Annotated in this window: 16 protein-coding genes; 6 read left to right on the top strand and 10 right to left on the bottom strand. The window is 60.2% G+C overall.

Translation table 11 applies throughout. The features are described from left to right. Positions 1 to 51: 51 nt before the first annotated feature. Positions 52 to 807: a methyltransferase gene (locus QZ196_RS00675; RefSeq protein ID WP_296422818.1), complete on the bottom strand. Its 756-nt coding sequence runs from the start codon at positions 805 to 807 to the stop codon at positions 52 to 54. Continuing rightward, positions 804 to 1,019, bottom strand: a complete 216-nt coding sequence (locus tag QZ196_RS00670; RefSeq protein WP_296422816.1) for a DUF2007 domain-containing protein — start codon at positions 1,017 to 1,019, stop codon at positions 804 to 806. The genes QZ196_RS00675 and QZ196_RS00670 overlap by 4 nt, the downstream gene beginning before the upstream one ends. Before the next feature lie 54 nt (positions 1,020 to 1,073). On the opposite strand from QZ196_RS00670, the gene QZ196_RS00665 reads away from it, so the two are divergent. Next, complete coding sequence (locus QZ196_RS00665) at positions 1,074 to 2,072, top strand: polyprenyl synthetase family protein (protein WP_296422814.1); 999 nt, start codon at positions 1,074 to 1,076, stop codon at positions 2,070 to 2,072. Between the two features lie 44 nt (positions 2,073 to 2,116). On the opposite strand, the gene QZ196_RS00660 is transcribed toward QZ196_RS00665, so the two are convergent. Next, positions 2,117 to 3,154, bottom strand: a complete 1,038-nt coding sequence (locus tag QZ196_RS00660) for a TRAP transporter substrate-binding protein (protein WP_296422812.1) — start codon at positions 3,152 to 3,154, stop codon at positions 2,117 to 2,119. Between the two features lie 232 nt (positions 3,155 to 3,386). On the opposite strand from QZ196_RS00660, the gene QZ196_RS00655 reads away from it, so the two are divergent. Continuing rightward, entirely contained in the window at positions 3,387 to 4,613 is a 1,227-nt protein-coding gene (locus QZ196_RS00655; RefSeq protein ID WP_296422810.1) for a Hint domain-containing protein, read from the top strand. On the opposite strand, the gene map is transcribed toward QZ196_RS00655, so the two are convergent. Together map and sfsA are read right to left on the bottom strand one after the other, a co-directional pair. After that, positions 4,567 to 5,379, bottom strand: coding sequence for a type I methionyl aminopeptidase (map, locus tag QZ196_RS00650; protein WP_296422808.1), 813 nt, complete (start codon positions 5,377 to 5,379; stop codon positions 4,567 to 4,569). The two genes, QZ196_RS00655 and map, sit on opposite strands and share 47 nt — an antisense overlap. A 56-nt stretch (positions 5,380 to 5,435) precedes the next feature. Beyond that, positions 5,436 to 6,137: a DNA/RNA nuclease SfsA gene (gene sfsA / locus QZ196_RS00645; protein WP_296422806.1), complete on the bottom strand. Its 702-nt coding sequence runs from the start codon at positions 6,135 to 6,137 to the stop codon at positions 5,436 to 5,438. A 43-nt stretch (positions 6,138 to 6,180) separates the two neighbouring features. On the opposite strand from sfsA, the gene QZ196_RS00640 reads away from it, so the two are divergent. From QZ196_RS00640 to QZ196_RS00625, 4 genes are read left to right on the top strand one after another with little or no spacing between them, the layout of a single operon-like run. Next, complete coding sequence (locus QZ196_RS00640; protein WP_296422804.1) at positions 6,181 to 6,903, top strand: molybdopterin-binding protein; 723 nt, start codon at positions 6,181 to 6,183, stop codon at positions 6,901 to 6,903. Then, positions 6,900 to 7,625, top strand: coding sequence for a GNAT family N-acetyltransferase (locus QZ196_RS00635; protein WP_296422802.1), 726 nt, complete (start codon positions 6,900 to 6,902; stop codon positions 7,623 to 7,625). The genes QZ196_RS00640 and QZ196_RS00635 overlap by 4 nt, the downstream gene beginning before the upstream one ends. 4 nt (positions 7,626 to 7,629) lie before the next feature. Continuing rightward, positions 7,630 to 8,196, top strand: coding sequence for a peroxidase-related enzyme (locus QZ196_RS00630; RefSeq protein WP_296422799.1), 567 nt, complete (start codon positions 7,630 to 7,632; stop codon positions 8,194 to 8,196). Beyond that, positions 8,193 to 9,134: an OmpA family protein gene (locus QZ196_RS00625; protein WP_296422798.1), complete on the top strand. Its 942-nt coding sequence runs from the start codon at positions 8,193 to 8,195 to the stop codon at positions 9,132 to 9,134. The genes QZ196_RS00630 and QZ196_RS00625 overlap by 4 nt, the downstream gene beginning before the upstream one ends. Positions 9,135 to 9,237: 103 nt before the next feature. Here QZ196_RS00625 and QZ196_RS00620 read toward each other — a convergent pair whose 3' ends face one another. From QZ196_RS00620 to accD, 5 genes are all read right to left on the bottom strand, one after another. Continuing rightward, positions 9,238 to 10,143: a LysR family transcriptional regulator gene (locus QZ196_RS00620; RefSeq protein ID WP_296422796.1), complete on the bottom strand. Its 906-nt coding sequence runs from the start codon at positions 10,141 to 10,143 to the stop codon at positions 9,238 to 9,240. Between the two features lie 231 nt (positions 10,144 to 10,374). Then, positions 10,375 to 12,399: an NADPH-dependent 2,4-dienoyl-CoA reductase gene (locus QZ196_RS00615; protein ID WP_296422794.1), complete on the bottom strand. Its 2,025-nt coding sequence runs from the start codon at positions 12,397 to 12,399 to the stop codon at positions 10,375 to 10,377. A gap of 426 nt (positions 12,400 to 12,825) precedes the next feature. After that, positions 12,826 to 13,332, bottom strand: a complete 507-nt coding sequence (locus tag QZ196_RS00610; protein WP_296422792.1) for a hypothetical protein — start codon at positions 13,330 to 13,332, stop codon at positions 12,826 to 12,828. Continuing rightward, positions 13,329 to 14,570 (bottom strand): folylpolyglutamate synthase/dihydrofolate synthase family protein, encoded by a 1,242-nt coding sequence (locus QZ196_RS00605; protein ID WP_296423036.1) that lies wholly within the window; start codon positions 14,568 to 14,570, stop codon positions 13,329 to 13,331. The genes QZ196_RS00610 and QZ196_RS00605 overlap by 4 nt, the downstream gene beginning before the upstream one ends. 29 nt (positions 14,571 to 14,599) lie before the next feature. Beyond that, on the bottom strand, positions 14,600 to 15,532 hold the full coding sequence (gene accD, locus QZ196_RS00600) for an acetyl-CoA carboxylase, carboxyltransferase subunit beta (RefSeq protein WP_296422790.1): 933 nt from the start codon (positions 15,530 to 15,532) through the stop codon (positions 14,600 to 14,602). Positions 15,533 to 15,606: the final 74 nt, after the last annotated feature.

Here is a 15,606-nt window from a genome sequence, read left to right as displayed (position 1 = left end):
GACAGCAATTTTCCGACTTTTTCAGGTTCTGCCAAAAAAGTTGTCAAATGATTAAGGCAGAATGTCCAAAGCGGCGCCGTTTCGCAGAACATTGCCGACCGCAGCGGTGTAACTTTCGGCGTCGCCCAGATGCACGGCCCCTTGGTGCATGACCAACGCCGGGGCCATCTGAAACGCTGCGCGCCCTTCCTGCCGGGCCCGCAGCAAGAACAGCTCTGGCGGTCGGCCTTCGCGCCCGGCAATGGGCCTGACGATCAGCGATCCAAGCCGTCCGTCCAGCGCGGCAAGCACTTCGGGCAGGCGCTCGATCCGCTGGATCATGCTAAGGTACCCTTTTGGTCCGAGCCGCCGCGCGCCGATGTCCAGCCATGACGCCAGCGGCGTATCGCCTCCCAGCGCCATATCGCGGCCCTGATCCGTTGCCGCAGTGCCCATGGCGCGGTCAAAATACGGCGGGTTCATGATCACATGATCAAACCGTTTCTGCCGCAACTTTGCAGGCAGTGCGCGTAAGTCAGCCGTAATGACAGTCAGCGGGGCGTCATTGGCCATGGCATTGCGGCGCGCCAACGCGGCATAATCGACCTGCAATTCCACCCCGGTCAGGGTCAGCCCCGGCAGACGTGCCGCCAAACACAGCGATGCGACGCCCACGCCGCAACCCAGCTCCAACACTGATTGTCCGGGTTTTGCAGCTATGGACGCGGCCAACAACACAGGGTCCACCCCGGCGCGGTAGCCCCGGCGGGGCTGCAATATCTGCAACTTTCCACCCAAAAATGCGTCGGTTGTCAGTTCTGTCGTCACCGGCCTAAATCAATCTCACCGTCGCGCATCACGGCCTCGGCCATGAACAAATCGCGGTCCAATACCATCAGCCTGCGCGGCATTATGCCAATGCTGCCCTCAAGGACGCTCATATTTACGTCGAAGGTGAACCAGTCTATACCTTCGCTGTCCAACAGGGCGGTTGCAAAGGCGATGACAGTCGGGTCGTTGGTGCGCAAAAGCTCTTTCATATCCAAGACCTAAGGCGACGGCGTGCCGTTGTCTATCACATGACGGAATTGTTAATGAGCCTTGATGCCGCTGCCACTAAACCGCACGAACAGCTTGCTGCGGCATTGGCCGATGATCTGACCCGCGTGAACGACATGATTCGGGCGCGCATGGCTTCCGAACACGCCCCGCGCATCCCCGAGGTGACGGCCCACCTTATCGAAGCGGGCGGCAAACGTCTGCGCCCGATGCTGACCCTCGCGGCGGCGCGGATTTGTGGGTATGACGGGCCATATCACATCCATCTGGCCGCCACGGTTGAGTTTATTCATACCGCCACATTGCTGCATGATGATGTGGTTGATGAAAGTAGCCAGCGGCGCGGCAGGCCCACTGCGAACCTGCTTTGGGACAATACATCAAGCGTTCTGGTCGGGGATTACCTGTTTGCGCGGTCATTCCAGCTTATGGTTGAAACTGGGTCGATGCGGGTTCTTGATATCCTCGCCAATGCCTCGGCCACGATCGCCGAAGGCGAAGTGCTTCAACTGACGGCGGCCAGCGATCTTGCCACGACCGAGGATATCTATCTGCAGGTGGTGCGTGGTAAAACGGCCGCGCTGTTTTCTGCGGCGATGGAAGTGGGCGGCGAAATTGCAGGGCAGGACAAGGCCACCGTGCGGGCGCTATATGACTATGGTGATGCGCTTGGTATCGCGTTCCAGATCGTTGATGACCTATTGGATTATGGCGGGACCAAAGCCACGGGCAAGAACGTCGGCGATGATTTTCGGGAACGCAAACTGACACTGCCAGTGATCCGGGCCGTCGCGCAGGCCGATGCCGACGAACATGCGTTCTGGGTGCGGACCATTCAGAAGGGGCGGCAGGAGGATGGCGATCTTGATCACGCGATTGCCTTGTTGGCCAAACACGGCACGATGGAAAGCACGCGAGACGACGCGATCCGCTGGGCCGACAAAGCCAAGGTGTCCCTTGGCCGGGTCCCTGACCACCCGTTGAAAACCATGCTGATCGACTTGGCTGATTACGTGGTCGCGCGGATCACGTAATCCAAAGTGCGCCCACCGCAATCGCGATGGGCGCTTGGTTGGCTCTAGTTCGCGATGCCGATGTTCGCAGCAACCACCGCTTGGGCTGCGGAAACCAATGCGGCGCCATCATAGCCTTTGGCGTCCATTTCCGCGATCCAATTTGCAGTCACAGTGTCACCATGCGCCTTGATACGGTCGGTTTCGGCCACTGACAGCGCGGCAATCTGGTTGCCATCGGCTGCCATCAGGTCACGCCCGACGACATCGCCCGTGTCATGTGCCCGGCCCGCCCACATGCTGGCCATCAGGCCAGAGTTGGCGTCGATGATCGCGCGCAAGTCGTCGGGCATCCCTTCGTAGACGTCCTTGTTCATCGCCCAGATGAAGTAGAGGTTATAAAGCGCCCGGTCGCCGGCCACGTCAGTGTGGCTGTCTGTCAGCTCATTCAGTTTCAGAGACGGCGACATTTCCCATGTGATGACACCGCCATCGACCACACCTTTGGACAGCGCCTCGGGGAATTGGGGCACAGGCATGCCGATCGGCGTGGCGCCCAATTGCTCCAGCAATAGCGTCGCGGGGCGGGATGGGCCACGCAGCTTCAGACCGGCGAAATCCTCGACTGTTTCGACAGCCGGTCCGCGTTTGTGCACAATGCCAGGGCCATGCATGTGGGCGGCAATGACGTGAACATCGGCAAAGTCATCCATCAGAAATTGTTGGGTGAATTCCCATGCGGCGGCGCTTGCCTCTTCACCCGACTTGGTCGTCATGAAGGGCAGCTCCATCGCTTCGGCTTCGGGAAAGCGATTGGGCTGATAGCCGGGGATCACCCAGCCGCCATCAATCGCGCCATCGCGGATCAGGTCATATTGGCTGGGGGCGGCACCACCCAGTTGCATAAAGGGGTACAGTTCCACCTTGATGCGACCGTTCGACTGTTCTTCGATCATGTCGGCCCAAGGCTGCATGAAGTAGGTCGGATTCGCGCTTGCCGGTGAGACGAAGTGCTGAAAACGCAGGGTCACTTCCTGACCAAAGGCAGAGGTTGCGGACAAGGTAACAGCGGCAGCAAACGCCGCTTGCTTGATGAGGTGCATATTGTGCATCCTTTGTTTCATGTGGGAGGGCGCCACCGCTAGCGACAACATCCATATGGGCGAATGGCAGATTAGTTGCAAGTCATTCGCATGAGGAAACGAGAAGAATCGCCAACGCACGGCAGACGTGATATTTAGCCCCAGATGGCAATTGACGCGAATTTGCCATTCCAGGGCCGTGTTTAAGTGAGGTACATAGTGGCCAGTGCCGCGTTTCAAAGGGAGATTGTGAATGCCTCTCAGTCTTGATGGATTGATTTTCGGTCAGATCATGCCCGACAATTCCGGTGGCACGGAATTTGATACAGACGGTGATGGGGCTGCGAGCCAAGAGGATGAGTTCGTGTCGGTCACCAATACGACCGGCGCCCCCCTGGATATTTCGGGCTGGCAAACCTGGTCTGACTCGACGGGGAGCGGCGCGGATGACCCGCCACAGGACGGGCTGTTCCATACATTTCCGCCGGGAACGATCCTGGCACCGGGTCAGACGCTCTGGGTCATCAACGAAATTACCGGCACGCTGGGGTTTGCGCAAGAGGCGTCGGAGGGGGGGCTGGAATCCGGTACGGGTAGCCCCAACACGAACCTGCTGACTGAAGGCAGTTCCGGCGGCGCACGCGAATCAATTGCGCTGGTGAACCCTGCTACCGGTGAATATATCGTGTTCAACATGTCGACCAACACCCCCAATGTCGCAGGTATATCGGGTTTTACAGGGACGACATTGTTGGGTGTGATCGACGGGGATGCGGTGCAGGATGACCCGGGCGCCGGTTTTTCCTACCAATATGATGCGGCAACCGATGGTTATATCTACGGCCCGGCCTTTGTGCCCTGCTATGCCAGCGGGACTATGATTGATACGATAGACGGACCGTGTTTGATCGAAACCCTGCGGGTCGGTGACCAGATTCTGACTGCTGATCATGGGCCGCAGCCGGTGTTGTGGACAGGCAGCACGATGCTTGATTTCTCCAAAGGAGCAGATCCCGATCAGAAACCGGTTGCCTTTAAGCCCGGTAGCATGGGTCCTGCGATGCCAGCCGCAACGCTTGTGGTGTCACCGCAGCACCGGATGCTGATGATTGATGCCCACGGCACCGAGGTTTTGGCCCCTGCCATCGGCCTGACCGACCGCCGCTATGTTCGGGTCAAGAAGGGCGTAAAGGCCGTGACCTATCACCACCTTTTGCTGTCGGTACATGCGGTGATTTACGCCAATGGCGTTCCCAGCGAAAGCCTGTACCCGGGCGAACAGGCGCTTGATGCATTGCCCGTCCGCCACAAGCTGGCTGTGCTGGCGCATTTTCCACAGACAGATGCACTTCCTGATAAGGCGCGCCCGTTTCTGAGCGTGGGCGAAACCCAAAGAGCACGTGAAATCCAATTACGCCCGGCGCGTGCAGTTTTCAGATCTGGTAGGTTGGGTGAAACTTGTTGCCTGGTGAAAGCGTAAAAATCTCACAGCCGTCTGCCGTGATCCCGATGGAATGTTCAAACTGTGCCGACAGCGATTTGTCGCGCGTTACGGCAGTCCAGTCGTCGGCAAGTACCTTGGTTTCCGGGCGACCGATATTGATCATCGGTTCGATGGTAAAGAACATGCCCTCTTCCAGGATCGGGCCGGTTCCGGGGCGCCCGTAGTGCAGGACATTGGGTGGCGCATGGAAAACCCGGCCAAGCCCGTGCCCGCAAAAGTCGCGCACAACCGACATGCGGTTGCTTTCCGCATAAAGCTGGATCGCATGGCCGATGTCGCCGAAGGTATTGCCGGGCTTTGCGGCCTCGATCCCTTTCATCAGGGCGTCATGCGTGACCTCGATCAGCCGCTCGGATTTGCGTGACAGGGTGCCTGCCACATACATCCGGCTGGTATCGCCGAACCAGCCATCCACGATCACGGTCACGTCAATATTCAGGATGTCCCCATCCTTGAGTATCTTGTCGCCCGGAATACCATGGCAGACGACATGGTTCACCGAAATGCAACTGGCGTGCTGATATCCCCTGTAGCCAATCGTGGCGGACGTCGCGCCGGCATCTTGCACCCATTGGGTGATCAGGCGGTCGATCTCTCCGGTTGTCTGACCGGGGAAAACATGTTCGGCGATATCATCGAGAATCTGCGCCGCAAGGGCGCCTGCGGTCCGCATGCCGGCAAAATCAGTGGCTTCATGAATGCGGATGCCGTCTTTGGTCAGGCGGCCGGTGTTGGTCTGCACGTTGGTTTTCCTTAGTCGTGTTTCCCCAGCGGCATAAGCGAAACGGGGGTGAAGTTCTAGTCTCGTAACGGGATTGATGACCCAAGTGTTATTTCTTGTGGGGTGATCTGGCAGGATTGGGCGAGAACAGTGACCCCTGACGCGCGTGCATCCGCAAATGCGCGGGCATATGTCGGGTCAAGATCGGTGGCGAGGGTCATCGCGCTGCAATCTGTGCGTTGGACCAGATAAAACATCACCGCGCGGTGCCCCGCGCGGACCATATTCGCCATCTCTGACAAATGCTTGGCACCGCGTGCGGTCACGCTGTCGGGGAATTCTGCAAGGCCGGGTTGGCGCGACAGTGTCACGCTTTTCACCTCGACATAGGTGTCCGGTCCGTTGCCTGACAGCAGGAAATCAATGCGGCTGTTTTGCCCGTATTTCACCTCGGGCCGGACCAGAGTGTAATCGGGCAGGCCGGGCACCTGACGCGCCATGAGCGCCGCCTTCAGTGCCTTGTTGGGTACGGATGTATCAACCCCGGTGAAATGCCCGTTTTCATGATCCACCAAGCGCCAGCCGAATTTCAGCTTTTTGCGGGGGTCATCGTTGGGTTCCAGCCAGATTCTCATGCCCGGTTCCGCCAGTCCCATCATGGACCCGGGATTCGGGCAGTGCGCGGTCACATCACGCCCGTCCTCAAGCCGGATGTCGGCCAGAAACCGTTTGTAGCGGCGGATCAGCCGGGCGGGCACAAGGGGCGTGGAAAAGAGCATAGGGGCAGCCTATAACCCATTCAAACGCACAGGAGAACCACCCATGCCTAACCCCACCGCCGCCATGCTTGTCATCGGGGATGAGATACTGTCGGGCCGGACCCGCGACGCGAATATGCACCATCTGGCAGGACGGCTGACGGAGGCGGGGATCGACCTGAAGGAGGTACGGGTCGTCAGCGACGATGCCCCTGCGATTATTGCCGCCGTGCAGTCGCTTTCTGCGGCTTATGATCACGTGTTCACCAGCGGCGGGATTGGGCCAACGCATGATGATATCACCGCTGACTGCATCGCCGCCGCTTTTGACACGCCTATCGACATCCGCAGCGATGCCCGCGCCTTGCTTCAGGCGCATTACGACCGATCCGGACAGGAGATGAATGCGGCGCGGTTGCGGATGGCGCGAATCCCTCAGGGGGCCACGCTGATCGACAATCCGGTCAGTACGGCACCCGGTTTCACCCTGCAGAATGTCCATGTCATGGCCGGTGTGCCATCAGTGTTTCAGGCGATGGTCGCAAGCATATTGCCAACGCTTACGGGTGGTGCGCCGCTGATATCGCGCACTTTGCGGGTTGTGCGCGGTGAAGGTGATATTGCCGGTCCCTTGGGGGACTTTGCAGCGCAGTTCGGCGATTTGTCCGTTGGGTCCTATCCGTTCCAAAAAGACGGTGTTTATGGGTCCAATCTAGTGGTGCGTGGAAGTGATGCCGCCCGGCTGGATGCCGCGATGGGCGTGCTCGCCGCCCTGTTTCCAGCATGACGCGACCTGACCCCACAACGCTATATGCGGTCGTTGATGCGACATGGCCAGCGGCCGCAAAGCAGACTGTCGGGCCGTGGATCATCCGTGATGGGCAGGGCGGCGGAAGCCGGGTCAGTGCGGCAACTGCCGCCAGGCCGGTGACGCCTGACGCCATCGACATGGCCGCCGGTGCGATGCGCGCGCTTGGGCAAACACCCCTGTTCATGATCCGCGAAAGTGATACGGCACTTGATCAGATGCTGGATGACGCGGGCTATGTCATCAAAGATCCGGTCACGATGTATGCGGCCCCGGTGGATGTGATCGCGACCCAACGCCCGCCCGCTGTGACCACGTTTCAAGTCTGGCCACCGCTTGCCGTTCAGGCAGAGGTCTGGGCGCAGGGCGGCATCGGGCCGGGGCGGATCAGCGTGATGGATCGCGCGCCGCATCCCAAGACCACCTTGCTTGGGCGGCTGAATGACCGGCCCGCCGGTACGGTCTATGTCGGCATCGCGCAGGGTTGCGCGATGATCCACGCATTGGAAATCGCACCGGGACACCGGCGGCAGGGGCTTGCCCAACACCTGACGCGCGCGGCGGCGTTTTGGGGGCGTGACCATGGCGCGGAATATCTGACGCTTGTCACGACAACGGCGAATGCGGCGGCCAATACTCTCTATGCTTCCCTCGGGATGATGGTTGTGGGACACTATCACTATCGGACCTTGAAGGAGTGAACCCTTGACCGAGAAACCCACAGCCCTTGATCTGCCCATGGCCGATCCGCTGCCTGCCGATACGCAGAAATACTTTGACGTCTGTCAGGAAAAATTGGGGATGATTCCAAATGTGCTGCAGGCCTATGCCTTTGACGTGGGCAAGCTGAATGCGTTCACCGCGCTTTATAATGATGTGATGCTGGCAGCGTCCGGCCTGTCAAAGTTAGAGCGCGAGATGATCGCAGTGGCCGTATCGTCAATCAACAAATGCTACTATTGCCTGACCGCTCATGGCGCGGCGGTGCGGCAGTTGTCTGGCAATCCAAAGCTGGGCGAGATGCTGGTCATGAACTGGCGGGTGGCGCCATTGGATGCGCGACAATGCGCGATGCTGGAATTTGCAGAACTGATGACCGTGGCCAGTGCCACCATTGAAGAAAGGCACCGCGATTCCCTGCGGCAAGTCGGCTTTTCTGACCGCGATATCTGGGACATCGCCGCCGTGGCCGGTTTCTATAACATGAGCAACCGCATTGCCTCAGCCACGGACATGCGGCCCAACGACGGCTACCACGCGCAGGCGCGATGATTTTTTTGCTGCTCGGCCTTTTTTTGTCCATGGCGGGTGCCGCGCATGCGCAAACGCTGGATTTCCCCAGTAACGCCAGCCTTGAGGACGCAACATCCAGCGATCTTGATAGCTATGCCATGCCGGTCGGAATCTGGGCGAACGGGGCCTTGCCTGCGCAGGTGATCGAAGGTCAGTTGACGCGGCAGGCGTGGCGGATCGCGGCGTCTGGGTTGACCACCTTGCAGCTTTTGCGGCCTTTGCGTGAACAGCTGCGCAATGACAGGTTCCGGATCATTTTTGAATGCCAGACAGAGGCCTGCGGCGGCTTTGACTTCCGTTTTGGTGTTGAAACATTGCCGCCGCCACAGATGCAAATCAACGTTGGCGACTTTCGGTTCTTGTCGGCCGAACGGATGGGCGCGGATGGCCCCGAATACATCAGCCTGTTTGTAAGCCGCACCACGCAGGCGGGTTTTGTGCAGGTCACGCGCGTCGGCCCACCCCAGCAAGAGCCAGAACGGCTGGCCACCTCGGGGGCGCCGCCGCTGCGGGCGTCGGGCAGTGAACCGGCGTCTGGGGGGCTGGCTGATCGTCTTGATACGACGGGGCACGCGGTGCTTGGCGATCTGACATTTGACACGGGGTCCTCGCAGTTGGGTGAAGGGCCGTTTGCATCGTTGCAGGCGCTGGCCGATTATCTGGCCGCTTTTCCGGATCGCACGGTCGCGCTGGTGGGGCACACCGATTCTTCTGGATCGCTTGTTGCAAATATTGCGCTGTCCAAACGGCGGGCCGGGTCCGTGCTTGAACGCTTGATCAGCAACTACGGTGTCAGCCGCCGGCAGCTGGGGGCCGAGGGCATGGGCTATCTGTCGCCTATCGCATCCAACCTGACGGACGCCGGCCGCGAGGCGAACCGGCGTGTCGAAGTTATTATCACATCAACGTCGGAATGAACGGATCAGGGGGGCACTTGTGCGGCATCCTACGAAAAAAAAGCGCGGCCAGTGCGGGCCGCGCCAGTGAGGTGTTGTTGCACCTTGGGAATGTCGCGGATGCCTACCAGATGTCAGGCCCTTTTTCGGCAAAGGCATGCGCAAGAAAATCAATGAAGGCCCGTACCTTGGGTTGGGTAAAACGCCCCGGAGGGTACACAGCATAGATGCCTTGGGTTTCGACCGGCAGATCGGGAATTGCTTCTTCGACCAGACCGTTGCGCATTGCATCCGCGTAAAGAAAGCTGGGCAAATACGCGATGCCAAGGCCGCCGACGCAGGCGTTCAGCAATGACTGGCCATCATTCACCGTCAGCCAGCCCGCCGTCCGGACCTGTCGTTTCTCGCCCGAAGGCGCGGTCAGTTTCCACACGGCAGAGTTCGCCTGATTGGAATAGTGCAGCAATTTGTGCCCGTTCAGATCGTCGATCTTTTCGGGTCGGCCATATGCCTGAAAGTAGCCGGGGCTGGCAATCATCCGCTTTGTTGTTTCCGTCAGCTTGCGGGCGCGCAGGGTACTGTCTTCCAGTTCTCCGATCCGAACGGCCATATCAAACCCTTCGGAGATCAGTTCAACATAACGGTTATTCAGGACCATATTTACCGTGATATCAGGGAATTCCGAAAGAAAATCGCCCAGAACTGGCGATAGATGATTGACCCCGAAATCGGTTGCCACGCTGATCCGCAGCAGGCCGGACGGCGCGGACTGCATCGACGTGACCAGCGCGTCTGCCTCGCCGGCATCGTTAAGAACGCGGCGCGCGCGGTCGTAGTAGGCAAGGCCGATTTCGGTCGGGCTGACGCGTCGGGTGGTACGGTTAAGAAGACGGGCACCCAGCCGCGCCTCAAGAGAGGAAACGTGTTTCGAGACGGCAGACTTTGAAATCCCCATCTTTTTTGCGGCGTCCGTGAACCCGCCTTGGTCAACAACCGTAGCGAAGGCTTCCATTTCCGTCAGACGATCCATACCCGTTCCCTACAACCAATCAGTTCGCCTTCTTTATTGGGCGTGAATTCAGGCAGGAATGGGACGAATGCCTGACAATACCGGGGTATCTGTCGGCTTTGGTGCGGTTGCGGAAACAGCGGGGTGGTCCGCTGGCCACCTTGTTTCTATGGAGTCACAGCGTGGAAGCGGTGCCCGGTTGGCATTTCGTGCCGTGCGGCCCCTGCCATAATTCAGCGGTTTTTTGTGGCGTCACAGGGTTGCGGCCAGTCGTGTTCCCTGGTCGATGGCGCGTTTCGCGTCCAGCTCGGCGGCGACATCTGCCCCGCCAATGATATGAACCGCGCGCCCGGCGGCGATCAGCGCATCGGCAAGTGACCGTTCCGGAACCTGCCCGGCGCAAAGCACGATGGTGTCGGCTGGAATGAGGGTCGGGCTGCCATGGTCCGGGCCGTAGGTGACGTACAGGCCGTAGGCGTCGATCTTTTCGTAGCTCACACCACCCACCATCCGGACGTTTTTCATCTGTAGGCCCGCGCGGTGAATCCAGCCGGTCGTTTTGCCCAGACGCTTGCCCAGCTTTTCGGATTTGCGTTGTAGCAGAGTGACTTGGCGCATTGGCGCGTCTGGCTTTGGCCCCTCTGGGCGCAGGCCGCCGCGTGTTGCTTCGGGGTCACCGACGCCCCATTCCTGCAACCATTCGTCCAGGTTTTCGGTCGGGCTTTCGTCGGTCACCAGATATTCGGCCACGTCGAACCCGATGCCACCTGCCCCAATGACGGCGACGGTCTGGCCGACCTTGGCTTTGCCGCGCAGGACGTCGATGTAGGACAGCACGTTGGGGCCGTCTTGGCCGGGAATCGCGGGATCGCGGGGGGCGACGCCGGTTGCGATGATGATGTCGTCGAAATCGGTCAGGTCATCGGGGGTTGCCGTGGTGCCAAGCCGCTGGGTGATCCCTGCCTTTGCGACCATGGTTTTATAGTACTCGACGAGGCCCCAAAACTCTTCTTTGCCGGGCACTTGTTTGGCCATATTGAGTTGGCCGCCAAGTTCGTGCGTCTTGTCGAATATCGTGACATGGTGGCCGCGTTCCGCAGCCGTCAGCGCCGCAGAAAGACCTGCCGGCCCGGCGCCGATGATCGCGATTTTCTTTTTTGTTACAGCGGCTTCTACGGTCAGCTCGGTTTCATGGCAGGCGCGTGGATTGACCAGACATGACGATAGTTTGCCGCCGAAGGTGTGGTCCAGACAGGCCTGATTGCAGGCGATGCAGGGGGCGATTTCGGCGGCTGTGCCGGCCATGGCTTTCGCGACGAAATCAGCGTCGGCAAGGAACGGACGCGCCATGCTGACCATGTCGGCGCAACCATCCGAAAGGACGGCTTCGGCGACGTCTGGCATGTTGATCCGGTTGGAGGTGATGACTGGAATTCCGACCTGGCCCATCAGCTTTTTCGTGACCCATGTGAAGGCGCGGCGGGGGACGGAGGTGGCGATGGTGGGGATGCGCGCCTCGTGCCAGCCGATGCCGGTGTTGAGGATCGTCGCGCCCGCATTTTCGATGGCTTTGGCAAGCTGCACGACCTCTTGCCAGGTCGATCCATCAGGCACGAGATCAATCATCGAAAGCCGATAAATCACAATGAAATCAGGGCCTAAGGCTGCGCGGACGCGGCGCACCACTTCGACGGGAAGGCGCATGCGGTTTTCGTAGCTGCCGCCCCAGCGATCCGTGCGTTTGTTGGTATGGGTGACAAGGAACTGGTTGAGGAAATAACCCTCTGATCCCATCACCTCGACGCCGTCGTAACCGGCCTGTCGGGCGCGGGTGGCGGCGGTGACCATATCGCTGATTTGCTTCTCGATTCCGGCCTCGTCCAACGCGTTGGGCGCAAACGGCGAGATTGGGGATTTTATGGCGGAGGGGGCGACGCAATCGGGCGAATATGCATAGCGTCCGGCGTGCAAAATCTGCATCGCAATCTTGCCGTCGGCGGCATGCACGCGGTCGGTGACGATGCGGTGGTTTGTGATGTCGTCGTCGGTGTAAAGCCCTGCGGCGCCTGGAAAAACACCGCCTTCGGGGTTGGGGGCCATGCCGCCGGTGACCATCAGCGCGACACCGCCACGCGCGCGCGCGGCGTAGAATTCGGCGACGCGGTTCCAGTCTTTCGTTTCCTCAAGCCCGGTGTGCATCGACCCCATCAAAACCCGGTTTTTCAGCGTCGTAAATCCCAGATCAAGCGGGGCCAGAAGATGTGGATATCGGGTCATTGCGCGCCTCCCAGGTTGCTGGTTGAGAATGGCCAAAACGCACCCGTCCGTCACCCCCAACGTGGCGTAACGGGCAACGTTCGGTGCCCCGGTGTACCGGATGCGGCGATGGCCATCGCGAATCATGCGTTAATGCAGGTTTATTTGGCCAAAAGCGCGTAAATATCCCGTAGGGAACCCGTGCAGGGCGCGTATGTACATATGTACGTTCCCGCGCCGGTAAATCGACCGTGCGCTGCAAATGTGAAGGTAGTGTTAAGGTTTATGGTGGGGGGCGCCTGTCGTCGCGCACAAGAAGACAGGCTTAACGCCTGCCCACTCGCCCTGCCAAGACTGCCCAGCGGCGCCTTTTGCGTCGGCGCTTCGCGTTGCCTGTGACCCTACGTCATGAAGTGATTCGCAGTCAATCCCATGATTCGGCAATCGTTAGCTTAGGGGTGCGATGATCCGGCAGAATGGGTCAACGGGCGTCGGGCTGACCAGAAAGGGCGTGGGCGGATCAATCCCGCTTTCTTCGATCCAGACATTGTTCACGCAGAAATCCTGAGCGTAGCCGCCGGAGTTGAAGCCAAAGCCGCCCGGTCCGCAGTTGTCGGTGTCGCCGTTTGCGTTCCAGCCCTGAGAGTAGCCGAGCAGGGGGGTATCGCCGGGCAGAAAGCTGTTGGTGGCGGGGTCGAAATTCAGGACCCATGTGTCGTCCGGCCCCCGCGCTGCCATGTCCCATTTGCCAAGCAGTTTGCCATCGCGGTATCCGGCGATTTTAAAGCGGGTGACGTCATCGGCCGTCACGATTGGTTTGGACAGGGCCGCGTCGGGGACTGTCATTTGGCCGGTCATTGTATAGTTGTTCGATCCGGTCCAGCAGAAATAGTAGTCCGCCGCTTGCGTCGGGTTGGCGGAAAGCATCATGATGATGGACAGCCCCCGGATCATCCGCCGTTTTCCCGGATGACGTGCCCGGCCAGATACAGTGATCCGCAGATCAGGATGCGTGCGTTGGGGGTCGTTGCGGTGATGCGGGTGATCGCGGTCTGCACGCTGTCGGCGCTATGGGCGGTGAGCCCGACCTTTTGTGCGGCGGCGGCGGTTTCGCTGGCGGGGATTGTGTTCGCCTCGCCGGGGATCGAGACGGCGGTCAGGCTTTGGGCGACGGCAGCCAGGGGGGCCAGATAGCCGCCGATGTCTTTGGTGTTCAGCATGCCGCAGATCAGGTGGATCGGGCGGGCAGGTAGCTGTTTGAGGGTGGCGGCCAGCGCGTGCCCGGCGGCGGGGTTGTGGCCGCCATCAAGCCAGAGATCGGCGGGGGCGGCCAGATCAGCCAGCACGCCGGTTTTCAGATGCTCCATGCGGGCGGGCCAGTAGGGGGCGGTGACGGCGGCGTCGCAGGCGGCTTCGTCTTTGTGCAGCAGGCGCAGGGTGGCGATGGCGGCACCGGCGTTCATGATCTGATGCGGGCCGCGCAGGGCGGGCAACGGCAGGTCCAGCAGGCCACGTTCGTCCTGAAAGATCAGCCGTTCGCGTTCGGTCGTGACATGCCATTGCTGCCCGTAGGCGTGCAGTGGCGCGCCCAGACGTGCGGCGATATCTGCGATGACGTCCATGGATTCGTCGTGCTGCGGGCCGACAACGCAGGGCACGCCGCGTTTGATGATCCCGGCCTTTTCGCGCGCGATTTCGCGCAGGGTATCGCCAAGGTATTGCTGGTGGTCCAGATCAACGGGGGTGATCACGGTCACGGCGGGTGCGCTGATCACGTTGGTCGCGTCGAGACGCCCGCCAAGCCCGACTTCGAGCAAGGTATGATCGGCGGGGGTTTCGGCAAAGGCCAGCAACGCGGCGACGGTGGTGATTTCGAAATATGTGATCGGGTCGGTGCCGTTGGCGCGGTAGCAGCGATCAAGGACTTCGGTCAGCGCGTCCTCTGATATCAGGTCGCCCGCCAGCCTGATCCGTTCGTGGAACCGTGCCAGATGCGGGGAGGTATAGGCGTGGACGCCTGCGCCGGTCTGTTCAAGGCCCGCGCGGATCATCGCCTGAGTCGAGCCTTTGCCATTCGTGCCGGCGATGTGGATCACCGGGGGCAGGCGGTTTTGCGGATTGTCCAGCGCGGCAAGCAACCGCCAGACCCGATCCAGCGTCAGGTCAATGACCTTGGGGTGCAGGGCCATCATCCTTTCAAGGATCACATCAGAGCGCGCTGTCACTTGGCTTTGTCCGTTGCGGCGATCTCGCCGGCGGCGTCCGATTTGATTGCAGGCGCAGGCAGGTCGCCTTTGATCGGGGCGTTTTGCTTGGTCAGCATGCGGATGATGGTGACCAGCTCGTCCTTGAGGTTGGTCCGCTTGGTCACTCGGTCCAACATGCCGTGATCAAGCAGGTATTCGGCGCGCTGGAAGCCTTCGGGCAGTTTTTCACCGATGGTCTGTTCGATCACGCGGGCACCGGCAAAGCCGATCAGCGCGTTGGGTTCCGCGATCTGCACATCGCCCAGCATCGCATAAGATGCGGTGACGCCGCCGGTCGTGGGGTGGGTCAGCACGACGATATAGGGCAGCCCCGCTTCTTTGAGCATCTGCACCGCGATGGTGGTGCGCGGCATTTGCATCAGGCCCAAGATACCTTCTTGCATGCGTGCGCCACCTGCGGCGGAAAACAGGATCAGCGGGCGTTTCAGTTTGATCGCGCGCTGGGCGGCGGCGATGATGGCGTTGCCGACATACATCGACATCGAGCCGCCCATGAAGGAAAAATCCTGAACCGCGACGACGACCGGGGTGCGGCCCATGTCGCCTTCGGCAACCAGCATCGCGTCTTTTTCACCGGTTTTCTTGCGGGCGTCCTTGATCCGGTCGGTGTACCGTTTCTGGTCGCGGAAATGCAGCGGGTCGAGGACAGGTTCCGGCACGGCCACATCGACAAAAACGCCACCGTCGAAGATGGAGGTCAGCCGGTCGCGGGCGCCGATCGCCATGTGGTGATCGCAATTGGTGCAGACATTCAGATTGTCCGCCAGTTCGCGGTGAAACAGCATGGTGCCGCATTCGCCACATTTGGTCCACAGGTTGTCGGGCACTTCGCGTCGCGAAAACAGCGAGTTGATCGTGGGACGGACGTAGTTGGTAATCCAGTTCATGGGATGCCTTTTGCGTTAACGCCTTTGAGATATGCCGCTGGGGAATGAAATGCAATCAGCGGCTGGGGGCAACA

Source organism: Yoonia sp., from assembly GCF_017854565.1.
Classification (GTDB): Bacteria; Pseudomonadota; Alphaproteobacteria; order Rhodobacterales; family Rhodobacteraceae; genus Yoonia.
Note: the sequence above shows the minus strand (reverse complement) of the source record. Positions and strands in the feature narration are given on the sequence as shown.